The 25,724-nt window shown below is 72.5% G+C and carries 14 protein-coding genes; 10 read left to right on the top strand and 4 right to left on the bottom strand.

Features of this window, described 5'->3' with window-relative positions; genetic code table 11:
• Positions 1–121: 121 nt before the first annotated feature.
• Genes ACIA8O_RS32325 through ACIA8O_RS32315 form a run of 3 tightly spaced genes read left to right on the top strand, consistent with a single transcriptional unit; the run spans position 122 to position 10,390 of the window.
• The gene (locus ACIA8O_RS32325) at positions 122–8,848 is read left to right on the top strand and encodes an RHS repeat-associated core domain-containing protein (protein WP_396297559.1); all 8,727 of its coding nucleotides are present in this window, start codon (positions 122–124) and stop codon (positions 8,846–8,848) included.
• A complete protein-coding gene (locus tag ACIA8O_RS32320) occupies positions 8,845–9,183 on the top strand; it encodes a hypothetical protein (RefSeq protein ID WP_396297558.1) in 339 nt (112 codons plus the stop codon). The genes ACIA8O_RS32325 and ACIA8O_RS32320 overlap by 4 nt, the downstream gene beginning before the upstream one ends.
• Before the next feature lie 34 nt (positions 9,184–9,217).
• A complete protein-coding gene (locus tag ACIA8O_RS32315; RefSeq protein ID WP_396297557.1) occupies positions 9,218–10,390 on the top strand; it encodes a Dyp-type peroxidase in 1,173 nt (390 codons plus the stop codon).
• Positions 10,391–10,428: 38 nt separating this feature from the next.
• Here ACIA8O_RS32315 and ACIA8O_RS32310 read toward each other — a convergent pair whose 3' ends face one another.
• From ACIA8O_RS32310 to ACIA8O_RS32300, 3 genes are all read right to left on the bottom strand, one after another.
• Positions 10,429–11,499 carry a hypothetical protein gene (locus tag ACIA8O_RS32310; protein WP_396297556.1) on the bottom strand — a complete coding sequence of 357 codons (1,071 nt, stop codon included), beginning with the start codon at positions 11,497–11,499 and terminating at the stop codon, positions 10,429–10,431.
• 108 nt (positions 11,500–11,607) lie between these two features.
• Positions 11,608–12,261: an MBL fold metallo-hydrolase gene (locus ACIA8O_RS32305; RefSeq protein WP_396297555.1), complete on the bottom strand. Its 654-nt coding sequence runs from the start codon at positions 12,259–12,261 to the stop codon at positions 11,608–11,610.
• 53 nt (positions 12,262–12,314) lie between these two features.
• The gene (locus ACIA8O_RS32300; protein WP_396297554.1) at positions 12,315–13,061 is read right to left on the bottom strand and encodes a maleylpyruvate isomerase family mycothiol-dependent enzyme; all 747 of its coding nucleotides are present in this window, start codon (positions 13,059–13,061) and stop codon (positions 12,315–12,317) included.
• A gap of 310 nt (positions 13,062–13,371) precedes the next feature.
• Here ACIA8O_RS32300 and uvrA point away from each other — a divergent pair, with 310 nt between their 5' ends.
• From uvrA to ACIA8O_RS32285, 3 genes are all read left to right on the top strand, one after another.
• The gene (gene uvrA / locus ACIA8O_RS32295) at positions 13,372–16,293 is read left to right on the top strand and encodes an excinuclease ABC subunit UvrA (protein ID WP_396297553.1); all 2,922 of its coding nucleotides are present in this window, start codon (positions 13,372–13,374) and stop codon (positions 16,291–16,293) included.
• A 127-nt stretch (positions 16,294–16,420) separates the two neighbouring features.
• Entirely contained in the window at positions 16,421–16,849 is a 429-nt protein-coding gene (locus ACIA8O_RS32290; RefSeq protein ID WP_396297552.1) for a Rieske (2Fe-2S) protein, read from the top strand.
• Positions 16,850–17,000: 151 nt separating this feature from the next.
• Positions 17,001–17,993 (top strand): ArsR/SmtB family transcription factor, encoded by a 993-nt coding sequence (locus tag ACIA8O_RS32285; protein WP_396297551.1) that lies wholly within the window; start codon positions 17,001–17,003, stop codon positions 17,991–17,993.
• Between the two features lie 79 nt (positions 17,994–18,072).
• On the opposite strand, the gene ACIA8O_RS32280 is transcribed toward ACIA8O_RS32285, so the two are convergent.
• Positions 18,073–19,185 (bottom strand): hypothetical protein, encoded by a 1,113-nt coding sequence (locus ACIA8O_RS32280; protein ID WP_396297550.1) that lies wholly within the window; start codon positions 19,183–19,185, stop codon positions 18,073–18,075.
• Positions 19,186–19,483: 298 nt separating this feature from the next.
• Between ACIA8O_RS32280 and ACIA8O_RS32275 the strand changes: the two genes are divergently transcribed.
• The 4 genes from ACIA8O_RS32275 to rapZ all read left to right on the top strand — a co-directional run bounded on the left by ACIA8O_RS32275 (position 19,484) and on the right by rapZ (position 25,672).
• Positions 19,484–20,908 carry an APC family permease gene (locus tag ACIA8O_RS32275; protein WP_396297669.1) on the top strand — a complete coding sequence of 475 codons (1,425 nt, stop codon included), beginning with the start codon at positions 19,484–19,486 and terminating at the stop codon, positions 20,906–20,908.
• Between the two features lie 98 nt (positions 20,909–21,006).
• On the top strand, positions 21,007–22,674 hold the full coding sequence (locus ACIA8O_RS32270; protein WP_396297549.1) for a flavin monoamine oxidase family protein: 1,668 nt from the start codon (positions 21,007–21,009) through the stop codon (positions 22,672–22,674).
• 71 nt (positions 22,675–22,745) lie between these two features.
• On the top strand, positions 22,746–24,764 hold the full coding sequence (gene uvrC, locus ACIA8O_RS32265; protein ID WP_396297548.1) for an excinuclease ABC subunit UvrC: 2,019 nt from the start codon (positions 22,746–22,748) through the stop codon (positions 24,762–24,764).
• Positions 24,761–25,672, top strand: coding sequence for an RNase adapter RapZ (gene rapZ / locus ACIA8O_RS32260; protein ID WP_345288651.1), 912 nt, complete (start codon positions 24,761–24,763; stop codon positions 25,670–25,672). The genes uvrC and rapZ overlap by 4 nt, the downstream gene beginning before the upstream one ends.
• Positions 25,673–25,724 lie beyond the last annotated feature (52 nt).

Here is a 25,724-nt window from a genome sequence, read left to right as displayed (position 1 = left end):
CATGTCTGCGTTTCGTAGGAACACAGCAGGGGTGTCCGATTCGCCGTTCTTCGGCGACCGATTCGCCGGAAAGGCCCGCCCGCCAGGTGGGCGGGGGCGGTTGCCGAGGATCGCCGGGGCGGTGGGGGTCACCCTGTCCCTCGTCCTGACGATGGCCCACGGGGAGCAGCCGGCCCGGGCGGCCGTGCCCAAGGCCGACCACGTCGAGTCGGCGCCCGACGCCGCGTCCGCGGCCAAGGCGGCCCGCCGCCAGCACGGCCGGGTCGAGGTCGCCGCAGCCCGTACCGCGGCCGCGCAGACCTTTGCCAACCCCGACGGCACGTTCACCGCCGAGATCTCCGCACAACCCCGGTGGACCAGGCGGGACGGCCGCTGGATCGCCCTCGACCCGACGCTCCGCCGTACCTCCGGCGGGACGTACGCCCCCGAGGCCACCTCGGCGGGCGTCGAGCTCTCCGGCGGAGGCTCCGGCGCCCTGGCCACGCTGACCGTCGAAGGCGGGCACCGGCTCGAACTCCTCTGGCCGGAGAAGCTTCCCGCCCCGGTCGCCGACGGCGCGAGCCTGACCTACCCGGACGTGCTGCCCAGCGGGGTCGACCTGCGGGTCACCGTCACACCGGCGGGCGGCGTCCAGGAGGTCCTGGTCGTCAAGAACGCCAAGGCGGCCGCCGACCCCGGGCTCGCGGCGCTGAAGCTGGTCACCCGCACCAGTGCGGGCCTCGCCCTCGGTGCCGAGTCCGGTGAGGGCCTGGCGGTGAAGGACGCCGCAGGGCGGGTGGTGTTCTCGTCCCCGGCCGCCCGGATGTGGGACTCGTCCCCGGCGGTCCCCGCCGCTTCCAAGGGCTCGGCGGCGAACCCTGCGGGTGCCACGGCCGAAACGTCGCCGGACCCCGAGCGCACCAGGTCGGGCCCCGACGGGCCCGGGGCCGGGGCACGGGAGGCCAAGGTCGCCACCCGGGTGCACGACGGCACGATCGACATCAGCCCCGACCAGGAGCTGCTGAAGTCCGCCGCCACCACCTACCCGGTGTACATCGACCCGTCGTTCGCCTCCGGCACCACGGAGGCCTACGCAGAGGTCAAGCAGGCGACCCCCACCGCTTCCTACTACAACACCACGAGCAGCCCGAGCGGGCTGGGCGTCGGGTACCAGGGCTGGACCGCGCCGACCGGCATCCACCGCACGTACTTCCAACTGGCCGTCCCGAGCGGGCTGGTGGGCAAGCGGATCCTGAGCGCCGACCTGACGGCGACCGAGACCTTCGCCTCCGCGTGCGGGCAGAACACCGTCCAGCTCTGGACCTCCGGGCCGATCGGCCCGTCCACCAGCTGGAACAACCAGCCGCCCCCCGGCCAGGCCGTCGCCTCCCGGGTCTACCAAGGTCCCTGCGGCGGAAGCAGCCCCGTGACGGGCTCCTTCGCGGTGACCGCCCAGGTCGCCCAGGCCGCCACGGAGAACCGGCCGAACCTCACCTTCGGGCTACGCAGCGCCAACGAGGCGGACAAGCTCCAGTTCGCCCGCTTCGCCAACAACCCGCTGCTCACCGTCTCCTACGAGGACGCGGTCCAGCTGCCGGCCACCCCGCTGGTCTCCTCCGCCGAGTACCCCGCCGACGACCAGCCGTACGGCGGTATCGGCCGGGCCGGGACGTTCACCTTCAAGCCGGGCGGCTCCGAGCAGATCGCCAAGTACCGCTACCAGCTCGACACCGAGGCCCAGGCCACCGAGGTCCCGGCGGCCCCGTCCGGCGACACCACGGTGACGCTCACGCCGATCTCGGCCGGGCGGCGGACCCTGACGGTCCGCGCGGTCGACGCCGTGGGCAACGCCTCCACCCCCGCCGCGTACGGCTTCGTCGTCGACGCCTTCGCCTCGGGCGACCCGCACGACCTCTTCTACGACGCCGCCGGACAGCTCGTCGGCGTCTCCCAGCCGAACGGCGAGAGCGCCCGGTACGAGTACGACGCCGCGGGCAACGCGCTCTCCACCAAGAAGTACCCGTCCTCCCAGCTGTCGGTCCTCGCGGCCGTGCCCAACCAGGCCCCGGCCGGCGCCAAGGTGGAGATCAGCGGTACCGCTTTCGCCTCCGATCCGGCAGCGAACCTGGTGACGTTCACCGGGACCGCCACCCCTGCCCAGGTCGTCGGCGCGGACCGCAACCGGCTCACCGTCCTCGTCCCGGCGGGTGCCACCGACGGCCCCGTCACCGTGACGGTCGGCACGTCGAGCGCCACCGGTACCGAGAGGTTCCGGATCGGTGCCGCCCGTCCGGCCCCCACCCTCAGCGGCGTCTCGCCCGCCCTCGGCGTGCCCGGCACGACCGTCACCATCTCCGGCAGCGGCTTCGATCCGGATCCGGCCCGCGACTCGGTGCTGTTCCACCGCACGCTCGCCAAGGTCGTCGGCGCCACGCCCACCAGCCTCACCGTGGTGGTGCCCGGCGCGGTCTCCTCCGGCCGGATCACCGTCCGGACTCCGGGCGGCACCGCCACCAGCGCGGCCGACTTCGTCGTCCCGCCCACCGGCACCGCGCCCGGCGACCTGCTCGACGGCGGACTGCTCGCCGTCGACGGCACCGCCGTCACCTCGACCGTGCCCTCCGGCAAGGTCCTGGTGCTGCGCTTCGAGGGCAAGGCCGGCGACCGGCTGGGCCTCGGCCTGTCGGCCAGCACCATCAGCACCAAGTCCGCCCTCCGGATCTACGACCCGTTCGGCCGTTCCTTCGCCGCCGACCAGTACGACACCCCGTGGCCGCTCGACCCGAGGGCCGGGCGCAACGTCCCGCTGCCCGCGCTGACGACCACCGGCGTCCACCAGATCGTGGTCGATCCCGACGCGGCCGGCGCCGGGGCGATCACCGCCACGCTGACCCGCAACGTCACCGGGGTGGCCACCACCACCGACCAGGGGTTCCAGTTCGACCTCGGCAAGCCCGGCCAGTTCCTCGAAGCGTCCTTCAACGGTGCGAAGGAGTCCTGGTACGACCTCGGGTTCAGTGAGGCGACAGCCACGGCACAGGGCAAGCGGGTGTCCGTCACCCTCTACGAGCCGGGCGGCGCCAAGTTCGGCACCTGGCCCAGCGTCGGCCTGGACAACTACCTGCGGTTCAGGACCTTCTCGCCCGGCACCTACCGGCTGGTCGTCGGGTTCACCGACGCCAGCGTGGGCGGTGCGAAGCTCTGGCTGTCCGACGAGATCGACGCCGGCGCCATCGCCCAGGACGGTGCGTCCAGGACGGTCGCCCTCAACCGCCCCGCCCAGCAGGCCCGGTTGGGCTTCGACGGGGTCGCCGGTCAGCGCCTGCGGCTCGGCTACAGCGACGTCACCCTCAAGGCGGGCGCCACCTCCTACCTGCCCGGTACGGCCCTGATCCGCCCGGACCGCACCCGCAGCACCCTCAGCGGATCCGGATCCGGCGCCAATCTGCCGGTGATCGCCACCACCGACCGGTACGACCTGGTCGTCGGAGCCGGCCCGGCCACCGGATCGGTCACCCTCTGGCTCTCCACCGACGTCGACGCCGGCTCCGTCGCGGTCGGCGGGGACAAGCCGCTCACCATCACCCGGCCCTCGCAGAACAACCGCGTCACGTTCCAGGGAACCGCCGGGCAGAAGCTGAGCATCGGCCAGCCCGCCGCGGCCAACGGCTACACCGGCACCCTGACCCTCGCCGTCAACGGACCCGACGGCAAGGAGCTCGCCTCCCGGAGCGGTGGCCTCGACCTGCCGGCCCTCCCGGCCACGGGGACCTACGAGATCGTCGCCAGCCCCAATGCCCCCGGACTCGGCACCTACACCCTGCAACTGTCCCAGACGGTCGACGCCGGCACGCTCGCCGTGGACGGGGCGGCCGCGACCGTCACCGTCGGCCGTACGGCACAGAACGTCGGTCTCCGGTTCGCCGGAACGGCCGGCCAGCAGCTCGACCTGGCCGTCACCGGTGCGTCCGCCGGCTTCCGCGCCCAGAACGTCCGCCTCTACAAGCCCGACGGCACCCAGCTCGGCATCAGCACCTGGCTGAACGCCGACGACAGTTTCACGCTGCCCGTACTGCCGGTCACCGGTAGCTACGAACTGGTCCTGGACCCCGACGGCGCCGCCACCGGGACCGTCACGCTCACCCTGTCCAGCACCGTCGACGCCGGTACGGCCGCCATCGACGGCCCGGGCGTCACGGTCACCGTCGGTCGGGCCGGCCAGAACGGCGTGCTCTCGTTCGCCGGCACGGTCGGCGACGCCCTGCAGCTCAACCTCTCCGGCACCACGTACCTCGGCACCGGTCTCCGGATCAGCGTGCTCAGGCCTGACGGCACGTCACTGGTCACCCCCGTCACCCGGTTCGACCAGAGTCCGCTCAAGCTGCCCGTACTGCCGGTCACCGGTACCTACCGGGTGGTCGTCGACCCCCGTGTCGCCGCCACCGGCTCGACCACCATCGCGGTCGCCCGGGTGGTGGCCGCCGCTCCGGCCGCCGCAGCCCGCACCGTGCTCGCCGCACCGGACACCGGGTCGGCCACGCCCACCGGGTCGGCCGCGACCGACCCCGTCGCAGCGCGCTGCGACACCCCGTCGGCAGAGCAGGCGGGCTCCGCCCAGCCTGTGCCGACGGTGTCGAAGAGGAAGAAGACGCCGCACCCGGGCGCCCCGTCGGCCGGCTGGGCCGCCTGCGGCTTCCCGCGCGAGAACCAGGCCGTGACCGCGAAGCCGGTCGACACCGTCTGGAAGCCCGACGCCGACAACCTGGCGGGCAAGGGCTGGTACACCCGGTACGGCGCGCCCGCCGCGCCGGTGTACCCGGCCGACGCGCCCAAGGGCACCACCGCGGTCTCCGGCCAGATCCTCACCGTGGCGGGCACCCCGCTGGCCGGTGCGACCGTCACGGTCGGCAAGGCCACTGCCCGGACCGACGGCCAGGGCCGCTTCCTGGTCAGCGGCACCGAGGCCGGCCACCGGGTGCTGCGCGTCGACGGCCGCACCGCGAGCAGCGGTGACCGCACCTACGGCGTCTTCGACATCGGCGTCGACGTACCGGTCGGCAAGACGCTGCGGGTGCCGAACACCGTGTTCGTGCCGCAGACCGACACCTCCACCACCGTCAGGATCGCCTCCCCGACCACCGAGAAGACGGTCCTCAGGACTCCCGCGATCCCCGGCCTGGAGGTGCACATCCCGGTCGGCGCGGTGGTCCGCGACAGCGACGGCAAGCTTGCCGGCGAACTGTCCATCACCCCGATCCCGATCGACCGCACCCCCTTCCCGCTGCCGCCGACCCAGGTCCCGATCTACTTCACCGTCCAGCCGGGCAGCGGCTACCTGTTCCCCGACGGCGCCCAGATCGTCTACCCGAACTACACCCGCGAGGCCCCGGGCACGCGGATGATCTTCTGGAACTACGACCCGGACGGCCAGGGCTGGCACATCTACGGGAAGGGCACCGTCACCCCGGACGGCAAGCAGGTGGTCCCGGACCCCGAGGTCAAGGTCTACCGCTTCACCGGTGCGATGACCGCCGTGCCCGGCCACAACCCGCCGCCGGTCGCCCCCAAGCCCGGCCCGCGGGTCGGTGACCCGGTCGATCCGGCCACCGGTCTGCTGGTCGACGAGAACATCGACCTCTCGCTCGACGACGTCACACCGCTCACCCTGCGCCGCACCTACCAGCAGGGAGACCAGGACTCCCGTGCCTTCGGCGTCGGGATGAGCTTCAACTTCGGCCACTTCCCGTGGTCGACCGGGAACATCGGCTACTACCGCTACCTCGAGGTCGACCTCATCCAGCCGGACGGCAGCCGGATCCACTTCCGGCGGATCACGCCCGGTGAGAAGACCTACGAGGACGCGCTGTTCCTCGCCGACCCCACGCCCACCGAGTACTCCGGCGCCACCATGGGCTGGAACGGCAACGGCTGGGACGTCAAGCTCCGTGACGGCACCACCTACGTGCTCGGCGACGAGGCGCCGCTGCAGGCGATCCGCGACAAGTTCGGCAACACCACCACCATCACCCGAGCCCCCGCGCCGGCGGACAGCGACGGCAAGGTCCGGCTCCGCGGCCCGGTCACCCAGGTGACCTCGCCCAACGGCAAGTGGATCAAGTTCGACTACGACACCGCCACGCCGCCCCGGATCATCAAGGCCGAGGACAACCTCGGACGGACCGTCACCTACACCTACACGGCCGACGGCCACCTGGAGACGGTCACCAACCCGGCCGGCGGCATCACCAGGTACACGTACGAGTCGGGCCGGATGAAGACCATCACCGACCCGCGCGGCACCACCTACCTCACCAACACCTACGACGGCCTCGGCCGGGTCCTGCAGCAGACCGCGGCGGACGGCGGCGTCACCAAGTTCGACTACGTCACGGGCACCGACGGCAAGATCACCGAGACCCGGATGACGGACGCGCGCGGCAACGTGCAGCGGTTCACCTTCAACGCCCAGGGCCTGACCCTCAGTCACACCGAGGCCCTCGGCACCCCGGTCGAGCGGACCAGCCGCACCGAGTACGACCCCACCGGCGGCCGCCCCGTCGCCACCGTGGACGCCCTCGGCCGTCGCACCGAACTCGGGTACGACGCCAACGGCCAGGTCAACCGTACGACCGTGCTCGCCGGCACCGCCGACGCCCGCACCGAGAGCGTGGAGCGCGGGGGCCCGTTCGGCGAGATCACCTCGCACACCGACGCGTACGGCAAGACCAGCACCAACCAGTACGACGCCCGGGGCGCGCTCCTCAGCAGCACCGACGAACTGGGCCGGACGACCACCTACACCTCCGACGACGCCGGCCTCACGACCTCGGAGACCGACCCCACCAACCGGAAGACCACCTACACCTACGAGTTCGGCGACCTCGCCGCTGTCACCGACCCGTTCGGCGGCGTCAGCCGCACCCTCTTCGACAACGCCGGCCGCCCCGTCGAGGCCACCGATCCGCTCGGCGGCACCAGCACCATCCGCTACGACGTCCTCGGCCAGGTCCGTGCCACCACCGACCCGCTCGGCCGCGGCACCGGCTACGACTACGACGCCAACGGCAACACCACCAAGGTCACCGACCCGCGCGGCGGGGTCACCGCCTACGGCTACGACCCGATGGACCACCGCACCACCGTCACCGACCCGCTGAACCGCGTCACCCGGCAGGAGTACGACCGCAACGGCAACCCGACCATCGGCACCGCCCGCAGCGGCCTGGTCAGCACGGTCGACTACGACCAGCTCGACCGTCCCTCCAAGACCCGTTACGGCGTCAACGGCACCACCGAGCAGAGCAGCGTCACCGCCACCTACGACGACGCCGACCGGCTCGTCCGCACCGTCGACACGGCCAACGGAACCAGCGACTTCACCTACGACGGCCTGAACCGCCGTACCAAGGAGGCCACTCCGCAGGGCACCGTCGGCTTCGCCTACGGCACCGCCAGCCGCACCCGCCAGGTCCTGGTCGGCGGACAGCCGCTGACCGAACACCTCAGCGACGCCACCGGCGCCCTCGCCTCCGTCAAGCGGAACGGTACCGAGGTCGCCACCGTCGTCCACGACGACGCCGGCCGCATCACCCGCTCCGGTGCCCCCGGTGCCGGGGTCCACCAGGTCCAGCAGTACGACCCCGCCGGCCGGGTCGCCTCGGTGACCTACCGCAAGGCCGACACCGACCTCGGCAACCTCACCTACACCTACGACGCCGCCGGGCGCCCCGTCAGGATCGGCGGCAGCTACGCCCGCACCGCCCTGCCCGCGACCACTCCGGTCTCCACGTTCGACGCCGCCAACCGCCTCACGGCCGTCGGCGCCACCGCCGTCGGCCACGACGCGGACGGCAACCTCACCAACGACGGCGCCAACAGCTACACCTGGAACGCCCGGGGCCAGCTGACCGCCGTCAACGGCCCCGGCACGACGGCCACCTTCGGCTACGACGCCCAGGGCCGCCGCACCAGCCGCACCGTCGCCGGCGTCACCACGAGCTACCTCAACGACGGCACCAACCCGCTCCAGGAGAAGACCGGGAGCACCGTCACCACCACCGTCGGCGCGGGCGGCGACCACCTGCTGCTGCGCGAGCGCGGCGGTGTCACCACCCGGTACCTGACCGATCCGCTGGGCAGCACCGTCGCCCTGGCCGACGAAGCAGGAACGGTCAAGTCCCGTTACCTGTACGGCCCGTACGGAACGACCACGGTCAGCGGCGACGACCAGGGCAACAGTCGCAGGTTCGCCGGCCGCGAGGACGACGGCACCGGTCTGTACTACAACCGGGCCCGTTACTACAGCCCCGCGCTGCAGAGGTTCGTCAGCGAGGACCCGTCCGGCTTCAACGGCGGCATCAACCTCTACGGCTACGCCGGCAACCGCCCCACCAACCTCACCGACCCCACCGGGCTCAAGCCTGCGTCCACTCCTCGGGTCACCATCTCCGACGAGGCCCGCGAGCACGTCATCAACGGCGTCCCCAACAAGGACGGCCAGCTCGCCGGTTGGCACCTCCACCCGAAGCAGAGCAACGGGGTCCCGGACAACCGGTACATAGGCGGAAAGCTGGTCACCAACCCCGATGGCACCGTCAGTGTCGTCGAGGGCAAGGTGGGGATGAGGAATCCCGACAACTCGGTCTACGGTCAGAAGGACGCGAAGGCGGGGCACACCTTCTTCCCCGAGGACTGGACAGAGGAGATGATCATGGAGGCCGGTGACCACCTCTTCAACAACGGCAAGTACAAGTACCCCACCACGGTCACCGGCACGTACAACGGAGTGAAGATGACCGGTTTCCTGGAGAAGCAGCCCGACGGGAGCTACACCCCGTCAACCTTCTTCCCGCAGGGGAGGAAGAGGTGACGTGGTCGTTCGAGATCGACGAGGACGACGACCTCGTCGTCCACGCGCCGCCGGGAGTGCCCGAGAACACCAGGAGGGCGGTCGAGACGCTCGTCCTCCCGTTCGGGCTCAATGACGAACTCACCCGTACCTACCTCGGTGAGTGGCGCAAGATGGAGGCGGAGTTCGGCACCGGGTACAGCCTCAGCACCGCTGCGGGGGCGGCCCGTCGTACCGGCCCGGACACCGTCACCATCGTGGACTGGTACGGGCAGTTCGAGGACTGCGACATGGCGGTGCGGGAGTTCGAGGACATCCTGGAGCGCCTCGTGGCCTTCCTCGAACCCGACGCCTAGACCGACACCGCACGACCCACGGGGGGTAGCACCGATGCAAGGCAAGAACCGGGCGCTGGGCCGGCGCCCGGTCCTGGCCGGTCTGGCCGGACTGGCGGGAGCGTTCGCCGCGACGGCCTGCGGTCCCGAAGGCGACGTCCGCCCGCCCGCCGCGGAGGCGGCGGGCGGGCCGTCCGCCCCCGTCGCCCACCAGCCCGGCGTCGTCACCCCGCCGCCGTCCGCCGCCGAGTTGGCGGCGTACCGGGTGACCGGCGGCGACCGGGCCGCACTCGCCGAGGTGCTGCGTCTCCTCGGGACCGAGGCGGCGCGGACCGGGCTGGGCGAGAGCATCACCGTCTCGGCCGGCGCCTCGCTCTTCGACGGGCGCTTCGGGCTCGCCGCGGTGCGTCCTCGCCGGCTGACCGCGATGCCCGCGTTCCCCAGTGACGTCCTCGATCCCGCCTGGTGCCACGGCGACCTCGCCGTACAGGTGTGCGCGGCCAGCCCCGAGCGGGCGGCGGAGCTCGCAGGCCGGGTGGCCGGGGCGGGCGGCCTGGAGCAGGTCTGGCGGATGCCCGGGTTCCGCCAGGGCAACGAGATCGGCCGGGGAGGCCGGGCCTTCGCCACCAACCTCTTCGGCTTCCGCGAGGGAGCCGGGAACCTGGAGGCCGAGGACACGGCGTTGATGGACCGTCAGGTCTGGGTGCGGGCGGGCTCGGACGAGCCCGCCTGGACGGCCGGCGGCAGTTACCAGGTCGTCCGGCTCATCCGGTTCGCGATGCCCCTGTGGGACGCCGACGCCGTACCCAAGCAGGAGGCCGTCTTCGGCCGCCGGAAGGACAGTGCCGCGCCGCTCGGCGGTGCCCGCGAGACCGACGTCCCGGACTACGCGAACGATCCCGACGGCCGGATCATCTCGCTCGACTCGCACATCCGCCGCGCCGACCCGCGCACCCCCGGGAGCGAGGCGCACCGCATCCTGCGCCGCAGCTACTCCTACCGGCTGCCGCCGGACGCCGCCGGTCACGAGAACGCCGGCCTGGTCTTCGTCTGCTACCAGAACGACCTCGAACAGGGCTTCGCCACCATCCAACGGCGGCTCGCCGGCGAGGCGTTGGAGCGGTACGTACTGCCGTTCGGCGGCGGCTACTACTACACCCTCCCGGGCGTCACCCCGGGCGGCGACGACCACCTCGGGCACGCGCTGCTGGCGGCCGCGACTCCTTGATCCCCGACACCTCCGGCCGATGACGGAGGTGTCGGGGCTCACCGCCCCGCGAACGCCGGGTACCCGGGCAGCGGCGGCACGTCCCAGGCGTACGCGTCCAGCAGCAGCCGCATCGTCCGCCCGACGGCCGGCAGGCCGTCCAGGGTGCTCGCCGCCTCCCAGCGGTGCCGCAGCAGCTGGCGCTTGGTCGCCACCGGGCGGCGGGTGCGGTGCAGCGGGCCGTCCTGCTCCACGGTGCCCGCCAGCATCCGCACCGTGGCGTCCACCGTCCAGACCGCGACGGCCCGCGCCATCCCCGCCTGCCAGCGCTCCTCCTCGGCCAGTTCCGGGTAGACCGTCACCACCTCGGCGCGGAAGGTCCGTTCGGCCTCGGCGGCCAGTCCGTCCGGCAGCCGGAAGACGCACCAGCAGGTGGAGAACGGCATCCGGCAGTACGCGGCGGTCAGGAAGACCGACTGGTAGCAGGCGCCCTCGAAGTCGATCAGCCGCAGACCGTCCGGCGTCAGCAGGTTGTTGTCCGGGCAGGTGTCGCCGGGCGTGAAGGCGGGGTAGGCGTCGGCGCCCGCCGCCGCGAGCGCGGCCAACTCCCCGGCCAGGCCGGGCGGTACGGGCAGCCCCAGACCGTCGAGCAGCGCAGGCAGTGCCTCGGTCTGCCCGGCCAGCCACGGCAGGTCCTCCCACGGCGGCCGCCCCCGCCCGTACCGGGCCGCCAGCGGCGCCAGTTCGCCCCGCCGCTCCACCGACCCGGCGGCCAGCCGCCCCAGGCCGCGGGCCCACGCCAGCAGCCCGTCCTCGGCGGCCCGCGGGTCGTCCCCCAGCAGCACGTCCGCCAGCGTCGGCGCCTCCCCGAGGTCCTCCATCACCAGCAGCGGCAGCTCCTCGTGCACTCCCAGCAGCCCCGGCCCGGCCAGTCCGAGCGACAGCCCGGCCGCCTCCGCCGTGAACCCCCGCAGCCCGTCGTCCCCGTCCGCGAACGCCTTCACCACCACCGTCCCGCCCCCGTCGGTCCGGCACCGCACCACCGTGCTCCGCCGGGATCCGCCCAGGTCCACCGGCTCGGAGAGCCTGGCCCCGAGCACCTCCCCGCCCGCCCGCAGAATCGCATCCATCCCGGCATCCTGGCAGCGCCCGCCCCGCGCCCGCAGCCGGTTTCCGGGCGGGGAACGGCACGGGCCCCGGCCCCCGGACGGGGGTCGGGGCCCGTGGCCGGGGCGGGGTCACCAGCCGCGGGCGCGCCACTCCGGGAGGTGGGGGCGTTCGGCGCCGAGGGTGGTGTCGTTGCCGTGGCCGGGGTAGATCCAGGTCTCGTCGGGGAGGACGTCGAAGAGCTTCTCGGTGACGTCGCGGTAGAGGGTGTCGAAGGCGGCGGGGTCGCCCCAGGTGTTGCCGACGCCGCCGGGGAAGAGGCAGTCGCCGGTGAAGACGTGGGGGTGGCCCTGGGGGTCGTCGTAGACGAGGACGATGGCGCCGGGGGTGTGGCCGGTGAGCTGACGGACGGTCAGTTCGACCTGGCCGACCTTCAGGACGTCGCCGTCGTCGAGGGGGAGGGCGGTGGGGACGTCGACGGCCTCGGCGTCGATCCTGCCCGCCGCGGTGCGGGCGCCGGTGGCCTCGACGACGGCGGCCAGGGCGCCCCAGTGGTCGTGGTGGCGGTGGGTGGTGACGACGGTGGCCAGCTGGGGGCCGACGGTCTCCAGCAGGACGGGGGCGTCGGCCGCCGCGTCGATCAGCAGCTGCTCGTCGGTGGCCCGGCAGCGCAGCAGGTAGGCGTTGTTGTCGTGGGGCCCGACCGCGATCTTGGTGATGATCAGGTGGGCCAGCTCCCGCACGTCCGGCGGGCCGCCGACCTTCACCGCTCCGTGGTACGTCATGCTGCTGCCGCTCCTCGTTCCTCGGTGGCCGTCCGGAGGACCATCATGCCTTCTCAGCCCATCGCCGGGAGGGTGGGCAGCGGGGCCGAGGCGGACAGCGTCGAACCGTCGCCGCGCCCGGAGAGCCAGGCGACCAGTTCGCGGACCGGGCCCTCGACGGTGACGGGTGCGTCGGCGTCCCCGGCCAGGACGACGGCCGCGCCGGTGTCGGTGGCGGTCAGCCGGAGCTCCGGGAGCCCGTCGGACTTCTCGAACTGGGCGGCGAGGCGCGGGAGTTCGGCCGTGGCGAAGGCGAGCGGCCAGTCCGCCGGGGTGTAGCCGGCGGCCAGGTCGACCAGGTGGTACTCGACCTCCATCAGCCGCTTCCAGGGCAGCTCGTGGGCCGGGAAGACGTAGCCGAAGCGGTGCTTGAGCGGGGCGCTCCAGTCCTGCTCGGTGAGCCGGGCGGCGGCCTCGGCGAAGCGCCGGTGGCTGGCCCGCAGGTCGTCCCACTGCTCGGCCAGCGGGCGCGGGGCGTCGTTCTCGATGCCCTGTTCCCGGGCCTCGGAGGAGGGGTACTGCGGGGTGTCGCTGCCGGTGGAGGCGTTGTCCAGCAGGTTGACCAGGGAGTCGGCGTTGCGCGAGAGGTGGGCCAGCACGTGGCCCCTGGTCCAGCCGGGCAGGGCGGACGGCTGGGGGACCTGCTCGGGGGAGAGCTCGGCGGCGACCCGGAGCAGGGTCGCGGTGGACTCCTCGACGGCCTTGAGGTCCCGTGCGGCCCGGGCGGCGGCCGCGGCGGCGTTGTCAGTGGTGTCGGTCATGGTGGGGTGAGCACTCCCGGTTCCGAGGGCCGCGGGCGTTGCCCGGAGGGCCGCGCCTCGTTGACACGGTGGACGCTACCGGCGCCCACGGGCTTGAGCAGCGGGTTTTCCGCGATGCCGCGCCCGGGGCCCCGCCGGGCCGTCACTCGTTCGGGTGGACCGGGCTGGACATGGTCGTTATTCGAACGCCTGAGCTAGTAGGCTGACGGGCGCACACTGGAAGAATTCACCCGATTGCGCTTGTTGGTCCCAAGCAGTGGGCCACGCAGCCCTTCCCAGCCACCCTCCTCGGAGAAAGGCGCCAGAAGCAGTGGCCGACCGCCTCATCGTCCGCGGTGCTCGCGAGCACAACCTCAAGAACGTCTCGCTCGACCTGCCGCGGGACTCGCTCATCGTCTTCACCGGCCTCTCCGGCTCCGGCAAGTCCTCGCTGGCCTTCGACACGATCTTCGCCGAGGGCCAGCGGCGCTACGTCGAGTCGCTCTCCTCCTACGCCCGCCAGTTCCTGGGCCAGATGGACAAGCCCGACGTGGACTTCATCGAGGGCCTCTCCCCGGCCGTCTCGATCGACCAGAAGTCGACGAACCGGAACCCGCGGTCGACCGTCGGCACCATCACCGAGGTGTACGACTACCTCCGCCTGCTGTTCGCCCGGATCGGCAAGCCGCACTGCCCGCACTGCGCGCGCCCGATCGCCAAGCAGTCCCCGCAGGCCATCGTCGACCGCGTGCTGGAGCTGCCCGAGGGCACCCGCTTCCAGGTGCTCAGCCCGGTGGTCCGGGAGCGCAAGGGCGAGTTCGTCGACCTCTTCGCCGACCTGCAGTCCAAGGGCTACGCCCGCGCCCGGGTGGACGGCGCCACCGTCCAGCTCACCGAGCCGCCGACGCTCAAGAAGCAGGAGAAGCACACCATCGAGGTGGTCGTCGACCGCCTCACCGTGAAGTCCACCGCCAAGCGCCGGCTGACCGACTCGGTGGAGACGGCGCTGCGGCTCGGCGGCGGCATGGTGGTGCTCGACTTCGTCGACCTCGCGGAGGACGACCCGGAGCGCGAGCGGATGTACTCCGAGCACCTCTACTGCCCGTACGACGACGTGTCGTTCGAGGAGCTGGAGCCCCGCTCGTTCTCCTTCAACTCGCCGTTCGGCGCCTGCCCCGACTGCTCTGGCCTGGGCAGCCGGATGGAGGTCGACCCGGAGCTGGTGGTCCCGGACGAGGAGAAGTCGCTCGACGAGGGCGCCATCCACCCGTGGTCCCAGGGCCACACCAAGGAGTACTTCTCCCGGCTGACCGACGCGCTGGCCGGCGAGCTCGGCTTCCGCACCGACATCCCGTGGGCCGGGCTGCCGCAGCGGGCCCGCAAGGCGCTGCTGTACGGCCACAAGACCCAGGTCGAGGTCCGGTACAACAACCGCTACGGGCGCGAGCGTTCGTACACCGCGCCGTTCGAGGGCGCCATCCCGTTCGTGACGCGCCGTCACTCCGAGTCGGAGAGCGACAGCAGCCGCGAGCGCTTCGAGGGCTACATGCGCGAGGTGCCCTGCCCGACCTGCCGCGGCACCCGGCTCAAGCCGGTGATCCTGGCCGTCACCGTCCTCGGCAAGTCGATCGCGGACGTCTCCGCGATGTCGATCGCCGACTGCGCCGAGTTCCTCGGTGGCATGAAGCTGACGGACCGTGACAAGCAGATCGCCGAGCGGGTGCTGAAGGAGGTCAACGAGCGGCTCCGCTTCCTGGTCGACGTCGGCCTGGACTACCTCTCGCTCAACCGCGCGGCCGGCACCCTCTCCGGCGGCGAGGCCCAGCGCATCCGGCTGGCCACCCAGATCGGCTCCGGCCTGGTCGGCGTGCTCTACGTGCTGGACGAGCCCTCCATCGGCCTGCACCAGCGGGACAACCACCGCCTGATCGAGACCCTGGTCCGGCTGCGCGACATCGGGAACACGCTGATCGTCGTCGAGCACGACGAGGACACCATCAAGACCGCCGACTGGGTGGTCGACATCGGCCCCGGCGCCGGTGAGCACGGCGGCAAGGTGGTGCACTCCGGCTCGCTCAAGGAGCTGCTGGACAACGAGGAGTCGATGACCGGGCAGTACCTGTCCGGCCGCCGCTCGATCCCGACCCCGGCGGTCCGCCGCCCGCGGGACAAGAAGCGCCAGCTGATCGTGCACGGCGCCCGCGAGCACAACCTGCAGGACGTCACGGTCGGCTTCCCGCTCGGCACCTTCACCGCGATCACCGGTGTCTCCGGCTCCGGCAAGTCCACCCTGGTCAACGACATCCTCTACACCCACCTCGCCCGGGAGCTGAACGGGGCGCGCAGCGTCCCCGGCCGGCACACCCGGATCACCGGCACCGAGCTGGTGGACAAGGTGGTGCACGTCGACCAGTCGCCGATCGGCCGCACCCCGCGGTCCAACCCGGCCACCTACACCGGCGTGTTCGACAACATCCGCAAGCTCTTCGCGGAGACCCAGGAGGCCAAGGTCCGGGGCTACCTCCAGGGCCGGTTCTCCTTCAACGTCAAGGGCGGCCGCTGCGAGCACTGCTCCGGCGACGGCACCATCAAGATCGAGATGAACTTCCTGCCCGACGTCTACGTGCCGTGCGAGGTCTGCCACGGCGCCCGGTACAACCGGGAGACGCTGGAGGTGCACTACAAGGGGAAGTCCATCGCCGAGGTGCTGGACATGCCGATCGAGGAGGCCATGCACTTCTTCGAGGCCGTCCCCTCGATCGCCCGCCACCTGCGCACGCTCAACGACGTCGGCCTCGGCTACGTCCGGCTCGGCCAGTCCGCGCCGACCCTCTCCGGCGGTGAGGCGCAGCGCGTCAAGCTCGCCTCCGAGCTGCAGAAGCGCTCCACCGGCCGGACGGTCTACGTGCTCGACGAGCCCACCACCGGCCTGCACTTCGAGGACATCAGCAAGCTGATCAAGGTCCTCGACGGTCTGGTGGAGAAGGGGAACACGGTCATCGTCATCGAGCACAACCTCGACGTCATCAAGACCGCCGACTGGCTGGTCGACATGGGCCCCGAGGGCGGCTCCGGCGGCGGCACCGTGGTCGCCGAGGGCACCCCCGAGGAGGTGGCCGCCGTGACGGCCAGTCACACCGGCAAGTTCCTCCGGGACATCCTGCTCCCGGCCGCCCCGGTGCCGGCCCAGGCCACCAAGGCCACGGCCAAGAAGGCCGCCGCACCCAGGAAGCGGGTCGCGGCGAAGAAGTAGCCGCGGCGGGAAGCAGTCGCAGCGGTACGAGAAGGGCCGCCCCGAGGGGGCGGCCCTTCCGGCGTCCCGGCATAGACTGCGGCGAGCCGAGCCAGGCCGAGCCGACTTCGCCGAGGGAGCACCACCGATGACCGAGACGACCGGGGCCACGCCCGCCGGGCCCAGCCGCCGCACCCTGCTCTGCGGTGCCGTGCTCGCCGCCGGGGGAGCGGGTGCCGTGACGGCCTGCGGCTCCTCGGCCGCCGAGCAGCCGGCCGCGAGCGGGCCGGTGCAGGTCGGCGCGGTGGCCGACGTGCCGGTGGGCGGCGGCAAGGTCTACCGCGAGCAGAAGATCGTGGTGACCCAGCCGGTCGAGGGTCAGTACAAGGCCTTCAGCGCCAAGTGCACCCACGCGGGCTGCGTGGTGGACGAGGTCAAGGACGGCACCGTCAACTGCCCCTGCCACTACAGCAGGTTCACGATCGCCGACGGCGCGGTCAAGGACGGCCCGGCGACGAGCCCGCTGCCGCAGTACCAGGTCGCGGTCAAGGACGGGGCCTTCCAGGTCACCAAGTAGCGAGCACCGCGGCTGGGGCCCGGCCGCGCCGGTGGGGTCGGCGTGACCGGGCCGCTCCGCTGTCCGTACCCCCGTACCGGGCAGCGGCGACGAGGACGATCCTGCGGGGTCGGCGGGGGTACTGACCAGGGGTTTCGGGGGTGGCTTAAAGGTGCTGCGTATCCATCTGACGGCGGACGACCTGGCGCGCGTGCGGGTGGCGCCGACGGCGGGCCCGCTGGCGGAGACCTTCCACGGGCTGGCCAAGCTCACCGGGGTCACCAGCTGTGCCCAGTTCCGGCCCTGGCGGCGGCAGTTCGGCGGCCGGCTGGCCGAGGAGCTGCGGCCGCTGGCCTCGCTGGTCAACGGCCCCGGGCCCCGGCTGGACCTCGGGGCGCTCACCGGCAGCGACCCCTCGGTGGAGATCGGGATCGAGCGGCTGCTCTCCGCCCCGGACGAGTTGTTCCGGCTCGAACTCGGGCACGTCGCCACCCCGCAGGCCGACCGGCGGTGGGTCCGGGCCCTGCTGGAGGGCGACCTGAGCGCCCGTCAGCGGCTGGCCGACTCGCTGCTGGCCACCCACGACGCCACCGTCGGCCCGTACTGGGGCCGGATCCGCGCCCACCTGGACGCCGTCCGGGCCGACCTGGCCCGCACCCTGCTGGACGGCGGGGTGGAGCAGCTGCTCGACACCTTCTGCGCCCCGCTCATCCGCTGGCGCGCCCCCGTCCTGGAGGTCACCTACCCGAGGGACCTGGACATCCCGCTGGGCGGGCGGGGGCTGGTGCTGGCGCCGATGGTCTTCCTGGCGGACCCGCCGGTGCTGCTGACCGACTCGATGGACCCGGACGCACCCCACGTGCTGGCCTTCCCGACGGTGCGGGACCCGCTGACCGGGGCGGGGCTGTTCAGCCCGGACCCGACGGCCCGTCACTCCCTCACGGCGCTGCTCGGCCGCACCCGGGCGGCCGCGCTGGACGTGGTGACGGACGGCTGCACCACCACCGAGCTGGCCCGCCGCCTGAACGTCTCGGCGGCCTCGGCCAGCCAGCACGCGACGGTGCTGCGCAACGCGAACCTGATCACCACGCAGCGGCGGGGCGGGGCGGTGCTGCACACGATCACGCCGCTGGGGGCGGACCTGCTGAACCGGACGGGGCTGTGACGGACCGCTGAACCGGACGGGGCCGTGAGGCGGGCCGGACGGACCCCGGGTCGGGCGGGGCCGTCGTGCCGGAGTGCCGTCAGCTCTGGCGCAGGGCCGGCATCGGGATCGGCACCGCGTGGGCGGTGGCGCCCGCGCCGACGCCGCGTTCGCAGCTGTTGGGCGGCACGGTGGTGACGCCGCGGACGGACGGGCGTTCGGCGGCCCAGAACATGTAGCCGAGCAGCCCGGAGCTGGTGCCGGCCCCGGCGGGGGCGGCGCTGCGGACCCAGGAGGCGGTGGTGTTCTGCAGCGAGGCCGTGAAGTCGGTGCACTCGGGCCGGACCTTGGACCCCTCGGCCACGTACAGTCCGGCGGTGAACTTGGCCGGGGCGAGCGGGCCGACCGGCGGGTCGTAGGTGGGCTTGCCGGTCAGGTGCTCCTGCCAGTTGGCGGTGGCGGTCGAGGGGGAGGGCTGCCGGGCGGGCACCATCGCGTTGGCGTAGTCGAGCACCGGCCGGTCGGTGCGCAGCCAGTTGGCGGTGGCGTACTGGTTGATGCCGATCAGCCAGCGGTCCCCGGCGGCCACGTCGATGGTGAGGCGGGCGGCGGGGCGGGCGCCGGTCGCGTCGTAGGGGTGGACGGCCCGGTAGGCGTCCACGAAGGACTGCAGGGCGGGCAGGTTCGGGTTGGTGTTCTCCTCGTAGTCGATCTCGATGCCGACCCCGAGCCGGGTGGCCAGCGCGGCGGCCCGCTGGCCCAGCAGTACCGGGTTCTCGGCCAGCGCCTGGTTCCAGGCGTCGGTGTAGGTGATGCCGCCGATGGAGAGCATCACCCGGATGCCGCGCGAGGTGAAGTAGTCCACCACCGCCTGGTTGATGCCGACGGGCACGCCGTCCGCGTGCTGGGCGTCGTTCACCCCGTCGAGCAGGCGGAGCGGGTGGACGAAGCTGAGCACCACCAGGTTGACCGAGGGGCGGCCGTCGCCCCGGTCCACCAGCCAGTGGTTGGCCTGGTCGAACCGGGTCATGTTCCGCACCGTCGCCCAGGTGCAGGCGTCGTCGCTGCAGTGCCAGGCGCCGTACACCTCCATGGGGGTGACGGCCGCCGAGGCGGCCGAGGCCGCGGCGGGCGGGGCGGCGGGGACGAGGGCGGCGGCCAGCAGGGCCGCCGTGGTGCCGAGGGTTCTGAGCCGGTCGAACGGAACGCGCATGCGTACGCCTCCTGTTGACGAAGGGTGCCCGGGCGGCTGACAAGAGTGGTGGCCCGGGGCGTCCACGTCAATGGGGCGGCCATCGGCGCCCCCGTACAGGTGACAGGCCGTCAATCCTTTAACAGTCCCGGCTACAACCTGACCATCCCCCCCTGGGCGTGATCGCCCTCACACTGGGCGGGCCCATCCCCCCTTCGCCTTCCGGGAGTTCACCGTGTCCGCAGTCGAGCAACAGGCCGCGCCGCCCACCGTGCAGCGGCTCAGAGCCAATTCGGTGGGCCTGGCGGGTGTGGTCTTCATGGCGCTGGCCACCGCCGCGCCGATCACCGCGATGACCGGCAACCTCCCGGTGGTGGTCGGCGGCGGGAACGGCGTGCACGCCCCCGCCGGCTTCGTCTTCGTGACGGTGGTGCTGACCGTCTTCACCGTCGGGTACGTCGCGATGGCCCGGCACATCACCACCGCCGGGGCGTTCTACGGCTTCGTCTCGCACGGCCTCGGCCGGATCGCCGGGATGGCCTCCGGACTGCTCGCGGTGCTCGCCTACGTGGTCTTCGAGGCCTCCATCGTCGGCATCTTCGCCTACTTCGGGCAGCAGACCGTCGAGGCCCAGTTCGGCATCGAACTCCCGTGGCAGGTCTACGCGCTGGCGATGCTGGCGGTCACCGCGCTGCTCTCCTACTTCGACCTGGAGGTGGCCTCCAAGCTGCTCGGGGTGTTCCTGGTCGGCGAGGTGCTGATGCTGGTGCTGCTGGCCGCCTCGATCCTGGCGCACGGCGGCGGCCCGGACGGGCTGCACTTCGGCACCCTCAACCCGACCGGCGCCTTCGCCGGGGTGAACGCGGGCGTCGGCCTGTTCTTCTGCTTCTGGTCCTGGATCGGCTTCGAGTCCACCGCGATGTACGGCGAGGAGTCCCGCGACCCGCGCCGGATCATCCCGCGCGCCACCCTGGTCGCGGTGCTGGCGCTCGGCGTGCTGTACACCTTCGTCACCTGGATGGTGCTGGCCGCCGACACCCCGGAGGCCGCCGTCGGCCTGGCCACCTCCAGCAGCCCGCTGGACCTCTTCCTGGCTCCCGCCCGTACCTACCTGGGCAGCTGGGCCGTCACCGCCTTCCAGTGGCTGATGGTCACCAGCGCGTTCGCCTGCGGCATGGCCTTCCACCAGTGCGCCTCCCGCTACCTCTACGCGATCGGCCGCGAGGGCTTCCTGCACCCGGCGCTGGGCCGCACCCACCCCAGGCACAACTCGCCCTACGTCGCCTCCTTCACCCAGACCGGGATCGCGCTGGCCGTGGTCGGCGGCTTCTGGATCGCCGGGCAGGACCCGTACGCCGGGCTCTACACCCTGATGGCCATCCTCGGCACGCTGGCCCTGCTGGTGGTGCAGACGCTCTGCTCCTTCGCGGTGATCGCCTACTTCCGCCGCAACCACCCCGAGAGCCGGCACTGGTTCCGCACCTTCACCGCCCCGCTGCTCGGCGGGCTCGGCATGCTCGCCGCCATCGGCCTGCTGGTGGCCAACCTGGACACCGCCGCCGGGGCCGCCTCGCAGACCCTGCTCTTCAAGCTGATCCCGTGGATCGTCGGCGCCGTCTTCCTGGGCGGCCTCGGCCTCGCGCTCTACATGCGGGCCCGGCACCCGCAGCGCTACGAGGTGATGGGCCGGCTGGTGGTCGAGGACGCCCAGGAGCGCACCGAGGACGAGCCCGTCACCGTCTGAGCCCCCGTCACCGTCTGAGCCCCCGTCACCGCCCGCCCGGGCCACCCCCACGGCCCGGGCACCTCGAAGGCCGATCCCCACCAGGAGGGAACCCCCACATGGCCCGCACCCCGTACGCCCGCCTGCTCCGCTCCGCCCTCGCCGACCGCGCCGCCGCCGAGCGGCTGCGACTGCCCGCCGACGAGTACGCCGGCTTCCGCGACGAGGCCCTGGCCGAGCCCGACGGCCCGTCCCGCCGCGCCCTGCTGGCCCGCGCCGCCGCGCTCGGCCTGGGCGCCGCCGGTGTCGCCGTCGCGCCGAAGGCCCGCGCCGCCACCGCGGCCGACAGCGCCAAGTACAAGGGCACCCCGCCCCGGATCGCGATCATCGGTGCCGGGATCTCCGGCCTGAACGCCGCCCTCACCCTGGCCGACAAGGGCATCCCGGCCACCGTCTACGAGGCCGAGACCTCCCGGGTCGGCGGCCGGATGTACTCCAAGACCGACTGGGCCGGTGGCCAGGTCTCCGAGTACGGCGCCGAGTTGATCGACACCGGGCACCACGCGATGCTCCAGCTCTGCCAGCGCTTCGGCCTGGCCACCACCTCGATCCGGCACTTCTCGGAGGGCGAGCAGACCCTGCAGTTCCAGGGCGGTTACTACCCGAGGGAGACCGCGAACGCCGAGTTCAAGCAGATCTGGCAGACCATCAAGAGCGACATCCAGGCCGGCGGCTCCGGCCCGACCTGGGCCGACCACAACCAGGCCGCCGTGGCCCTGGACCGGATGTCGGTGCGGGAGTGGATCGAGACCCGGGTGCCCGGCGGCACCGCCAGCCGCCTCGGCGCCCTGCTGGACGTCGCCTACGCGGTCGAGTACGGCGCCGACACCACCGCGCAGTCCTCCTACGCGCTGCTGCTGATGCTCTCCTGGCAGGCCAACCCCGGCAGCTTCAACATCTGGGGCGGCAGCGACGAGCGCTACCACGTCACCGGCGGCAACGACCAGGTGCCGAAGGCGATCCGGGCCGCCCTCCCGGCGGGCACCGTCCAGCCCGGGCACACCCTGCTCGCGGTCACCCGCAACGCGGACGGCAGCCAGACCCTGACCTTCAGGCTGGACGGCGGCGGGACGAAGACCGTCACCGCCGACCACACGATCCTCGCCCTGCCGCTCCCGGTGCTCCAGCAGCGGGTGGACCTCGGCGGAGCGGGCCTCGACCCGCTGATGCGGCGGGTGCTCACCGACATGACCATGGGGTACTGCACCAAGCTCAACATGCAGACCAGCAGCCGCCCGTGGACCGGCACCGGCCCCTGGCCCGGGGTCTCCAGCGGCGAGTGCTTCAGCGACCAGCCCTTCCAGCAGGCCTGGGACGTGACGAAGGGCCAGCCCGGAGCGGGCGGAATCCTGGTCCAGTACCACGGCGGCACCCCGGCCAGGGCCCTCGCCCCGGGAGCCCCCTTCACCGACGCCGCCACCGCCTACACCCGGGCCATGGCCACCGACCGGCTCACCCAGATCGACCGGCTCTGGCCCGGCACCAAGGCCGCCTGGACGGGGAGGGCCACCCTCTCCGCCTGGCACCTCAACCCCACCACCCTGGGCGCCTACTCCTGCTGGCCGGTCGGCTACCTCACCACCTGCGCGGGCTACGAGGGCACCGCCCAGGGCCGTCTGCACTTCGCCGGCGAGCACACCTCGTACGACTTCCAGGGCTACATGGAGGGCGGTGCCCAGGAGGGGGCCCGGGCCGCCCGGGAGGTGCTGGCCGCGATCGGGGCGTGAGGCCCGGGCCCGGTGCCTAGCTGACGGACGGTGCCCCGGGGTGTCGGTCCGGGTCGGTACGGTAGGGGACTATGGCAGACCCCTCCACGTACCGGCCCGCCCCCGGGGCCATCCCGACCTCGCCCGGTGTGTACAAGTTCCGTGACGGGCACGGCCGGGTCATCTACGTGGGGAAGGCCAAGAGCCTGCGGCCCCGGCTCTCCTCGTACTTCCAGGACGTGGCCAACCTGCACCCGCGCACCGCGACGATGGTCACCACGGCCGCCTCGGTGGAGTGGACGGTGGTGGCCACCGAGGTCGAGGCGCTGCAGCTGGAGTACTCCTGGATCAAGGAGTTCGACCCCCGGTTCAACGTCAAGTACCGCGACGACAAGAGCTATCCGGAGCTCGCGGTCACGCTGAACGAGGAGTACCCGCGGGTCCAGGTGATGCGCGGGGCGCACAAGAAGGGCGTGCGGTACTTCGGGCCCTACGGCCACGCCTGGGCGATCCGCGAGACGGTCGACCTGATGCTCCGGGTCTTCCCGGTGCGGACGTGCTCCAACGGGGTGTTCAAGCGGGCGAAGCAGATCGGCCGCCCCTGCCTGCTCGGCTACATCGGCAAGTGCGCGGCCCCCTGCGTCGGCCGGATCTCCGCCGAGGACCACGCCGAACTGGCCGAGGAGTTCTGCGACTTCATGGCCGGCCGGACGGGCAACCACCTGCGCCGGCTGGAGCAGGAGATGCGGGACGCGGCCGCCGCGATGGAGTACGAGAAGGCCGCCCGGCTGCGCGACGACCTCGGCGCGCTCCAGCGCGCGATGGAGAAGAACGCGGTGGTGCTCGGCGACGGCACCGACGCCGACCTGCTGGCGCTGGCCGAGGACGAGCTGGAGGCCGCCGTCCAGATCTTCCACGTCCGCGGCGGCCGGGTCCGCGGCCAGCGCGGCTGGGTCACCGACAAGGTCGAGGACGTGGACACCGCGGGCCTGGTGGAGCACGCGCTCCAGCAGCTCTACGGCGGCGGCTCGGAGACGGTGCCGCGCGAGGTGCTGGTGCCCGCGCTGCCCGAGCCGGTCGGGCCGGTGCAGGAGTGGCTGACCGGCCTGCGCGGCAGCCAGGTGGACCTGCGGGTGCCCCAGCGCGGGGACAAGAAGGACCTGATGGCCACCGTGCGGAAGAACGCCCAGCAGTCGCTGGTGCTGCACAAGACCAAGCGCGCCTCGGACCTGACGACCCGTAGCCGGGCGCTCCAGGAGATCGCCGAGGCACTGGAGCTGGACTCGGTGCCGCTGCGCATCGAGTGCTTCGACATCTCCCACCTCCAGGGCCAGGACGTGGTGGCCTCGATGGTGGTCTTCGAGGACGGCCTGGTCCGCAAGAGCGAGTACCGGCGCTTCCAGATCAAGGGCTTCGAGGGCCAGGACGACGTCCGCTCGATGCACGAGGTGATCACCCGTCGGTTCCGCCGCTACCTCCAGGAGCGCGAGCAGACGGGGGAGTGGGCGGTTCCCGAGGAGGAGGAGCCGGTGGCGGGCCCGCGCACCGAGGACGGCCGCCCCAAGCGCTTCGCCTACCCGCCGCAGCTGGTGGTGGTCGACGGCGGGCAGCCCCAGGTGGCCGCCGCGCAGCGGGCGTTGGAGGAGCTGGGCATCGACGACGTGGCGGTCTGCGGGCTGGCCAAGCGGCTGGAGGAGGTCTGGCTGCCGGGGGAGGACGACCCGGTGGTGCTGCCGCGCTCCAGCGAGGGCCTCTACCTGCTCCAGCGGGTCCGCGACGAGGCGCACCGCTTCGCCATCTCCTACCAGCGGACCAAGCGTGCCAAGCGGCTCACGGCGGGGGAGCTGGACTCCGTCCCCGGCCTCGGCGAGACTCGCCGCCAGGCGCTGCTCAAGCACTTCGGCTCGTTGAAGAAGCTGCGGGCCGCCACCGTGGCGGAGATCTGCGAGGTGCCGGGCATCGGCAGGCGCACGGCGGAGACTGTTGTGGCGGCGTTGGCCGTCCGTACACCGGCCGCTCCGGCGGTGAACACCGCCACCGGCGAGATCATTGACGACAGCATGGACGACAGCAGCGAGTACGGCAGTACCGAGAGCGGGGACCAGAAGTGACTGCGGCAGACCACGGGGGCACCACCCAGAAGACGGGTGGCGGAGAGAACTCCCCCGAGCTGGTGATCATCTCCGGCATGTCCGGAGCGGGGCGGAGCACCGCCGCCAAGTGCCTGGAGGACCTGGGCTGGTTCGTGGTGGACAACCTCCCCCCGGCCCTCATCCCGACCATGGTGGACCTCGGCGCCCGTTCCCAGGGCGCGGTGCCCCGGATCGGCGTGGTGGTGGACGTCCGCGGGCGGAAGTTCTTCGACGACCTGCTCACCTCGCTGGAGGAGCTGGAGAAGCGCGGGGTCCGGCTCCGGGTGGTCTTCCTGGAGTCCTCCGAGGACGCCCTGGTCCGCCGCTTCGAGTCGGTCCGCCGCCCGCACCCGCTGCAGGCCGACGGGCGGATCGTGGACGGCATCGAGCGCGAGCGCGACCTGCTGCGCGAGCTGCGCGGCGAGGCCGACCTGGTGATCGACACCTCCGACCTGAACGTCCACCAGCTCCGCGCCAAGCTGGACGCCCAGTTCGCCGACCACGACGAGCCCGAGCTGCGCGCCACCGTGATGTCCTTCGGCTTCAAGTACGGCCTGCCGGTCGACGCCGACCTGGTGGTGGACTGCCGCTTCCTGCCGAACCCGCACTGGGTCCCCGAGCTGCGGGCCCGCACCGGCACCGACCCGGACGTGGCCGACTACGTCTTCCAGCAGCCGGGGTCGAACGAGTTCCTCAACGGCTACGCCGAGCTCCTCAAGATCGTCACGGAGGGCTACCGCCGGGAGGGCAAGCGGTACATGACCCTTGCCGTAGGCTGCACCGGTGGGAAGCATCGCAGCGTGGCGATGTCCGAGCGTCTGACGAAGCGTCTGATCGCGGACGGCGTCGAGACGGTGCTGGTCCACCGCGACATGGGCCGGGAGTGACCGTCGCCGAGGTGATGCTGGGGAGTCCCACCACCGGGGAGTGACGGATCCG

Source organism: Kitasatospora sp. NPDC051853, from assembly GCF_044452665.1.
Taxonomy (GTDB): Bacteria; Actinomycetota; Actinomycetes; order Streptomycetales; family Streptomycetaceae; genus Kitasatospora.
Note: the sequence above shows the minus strand (reverse complement) of the source record. Positions and strands in the feature narration are given on the sequence as shown.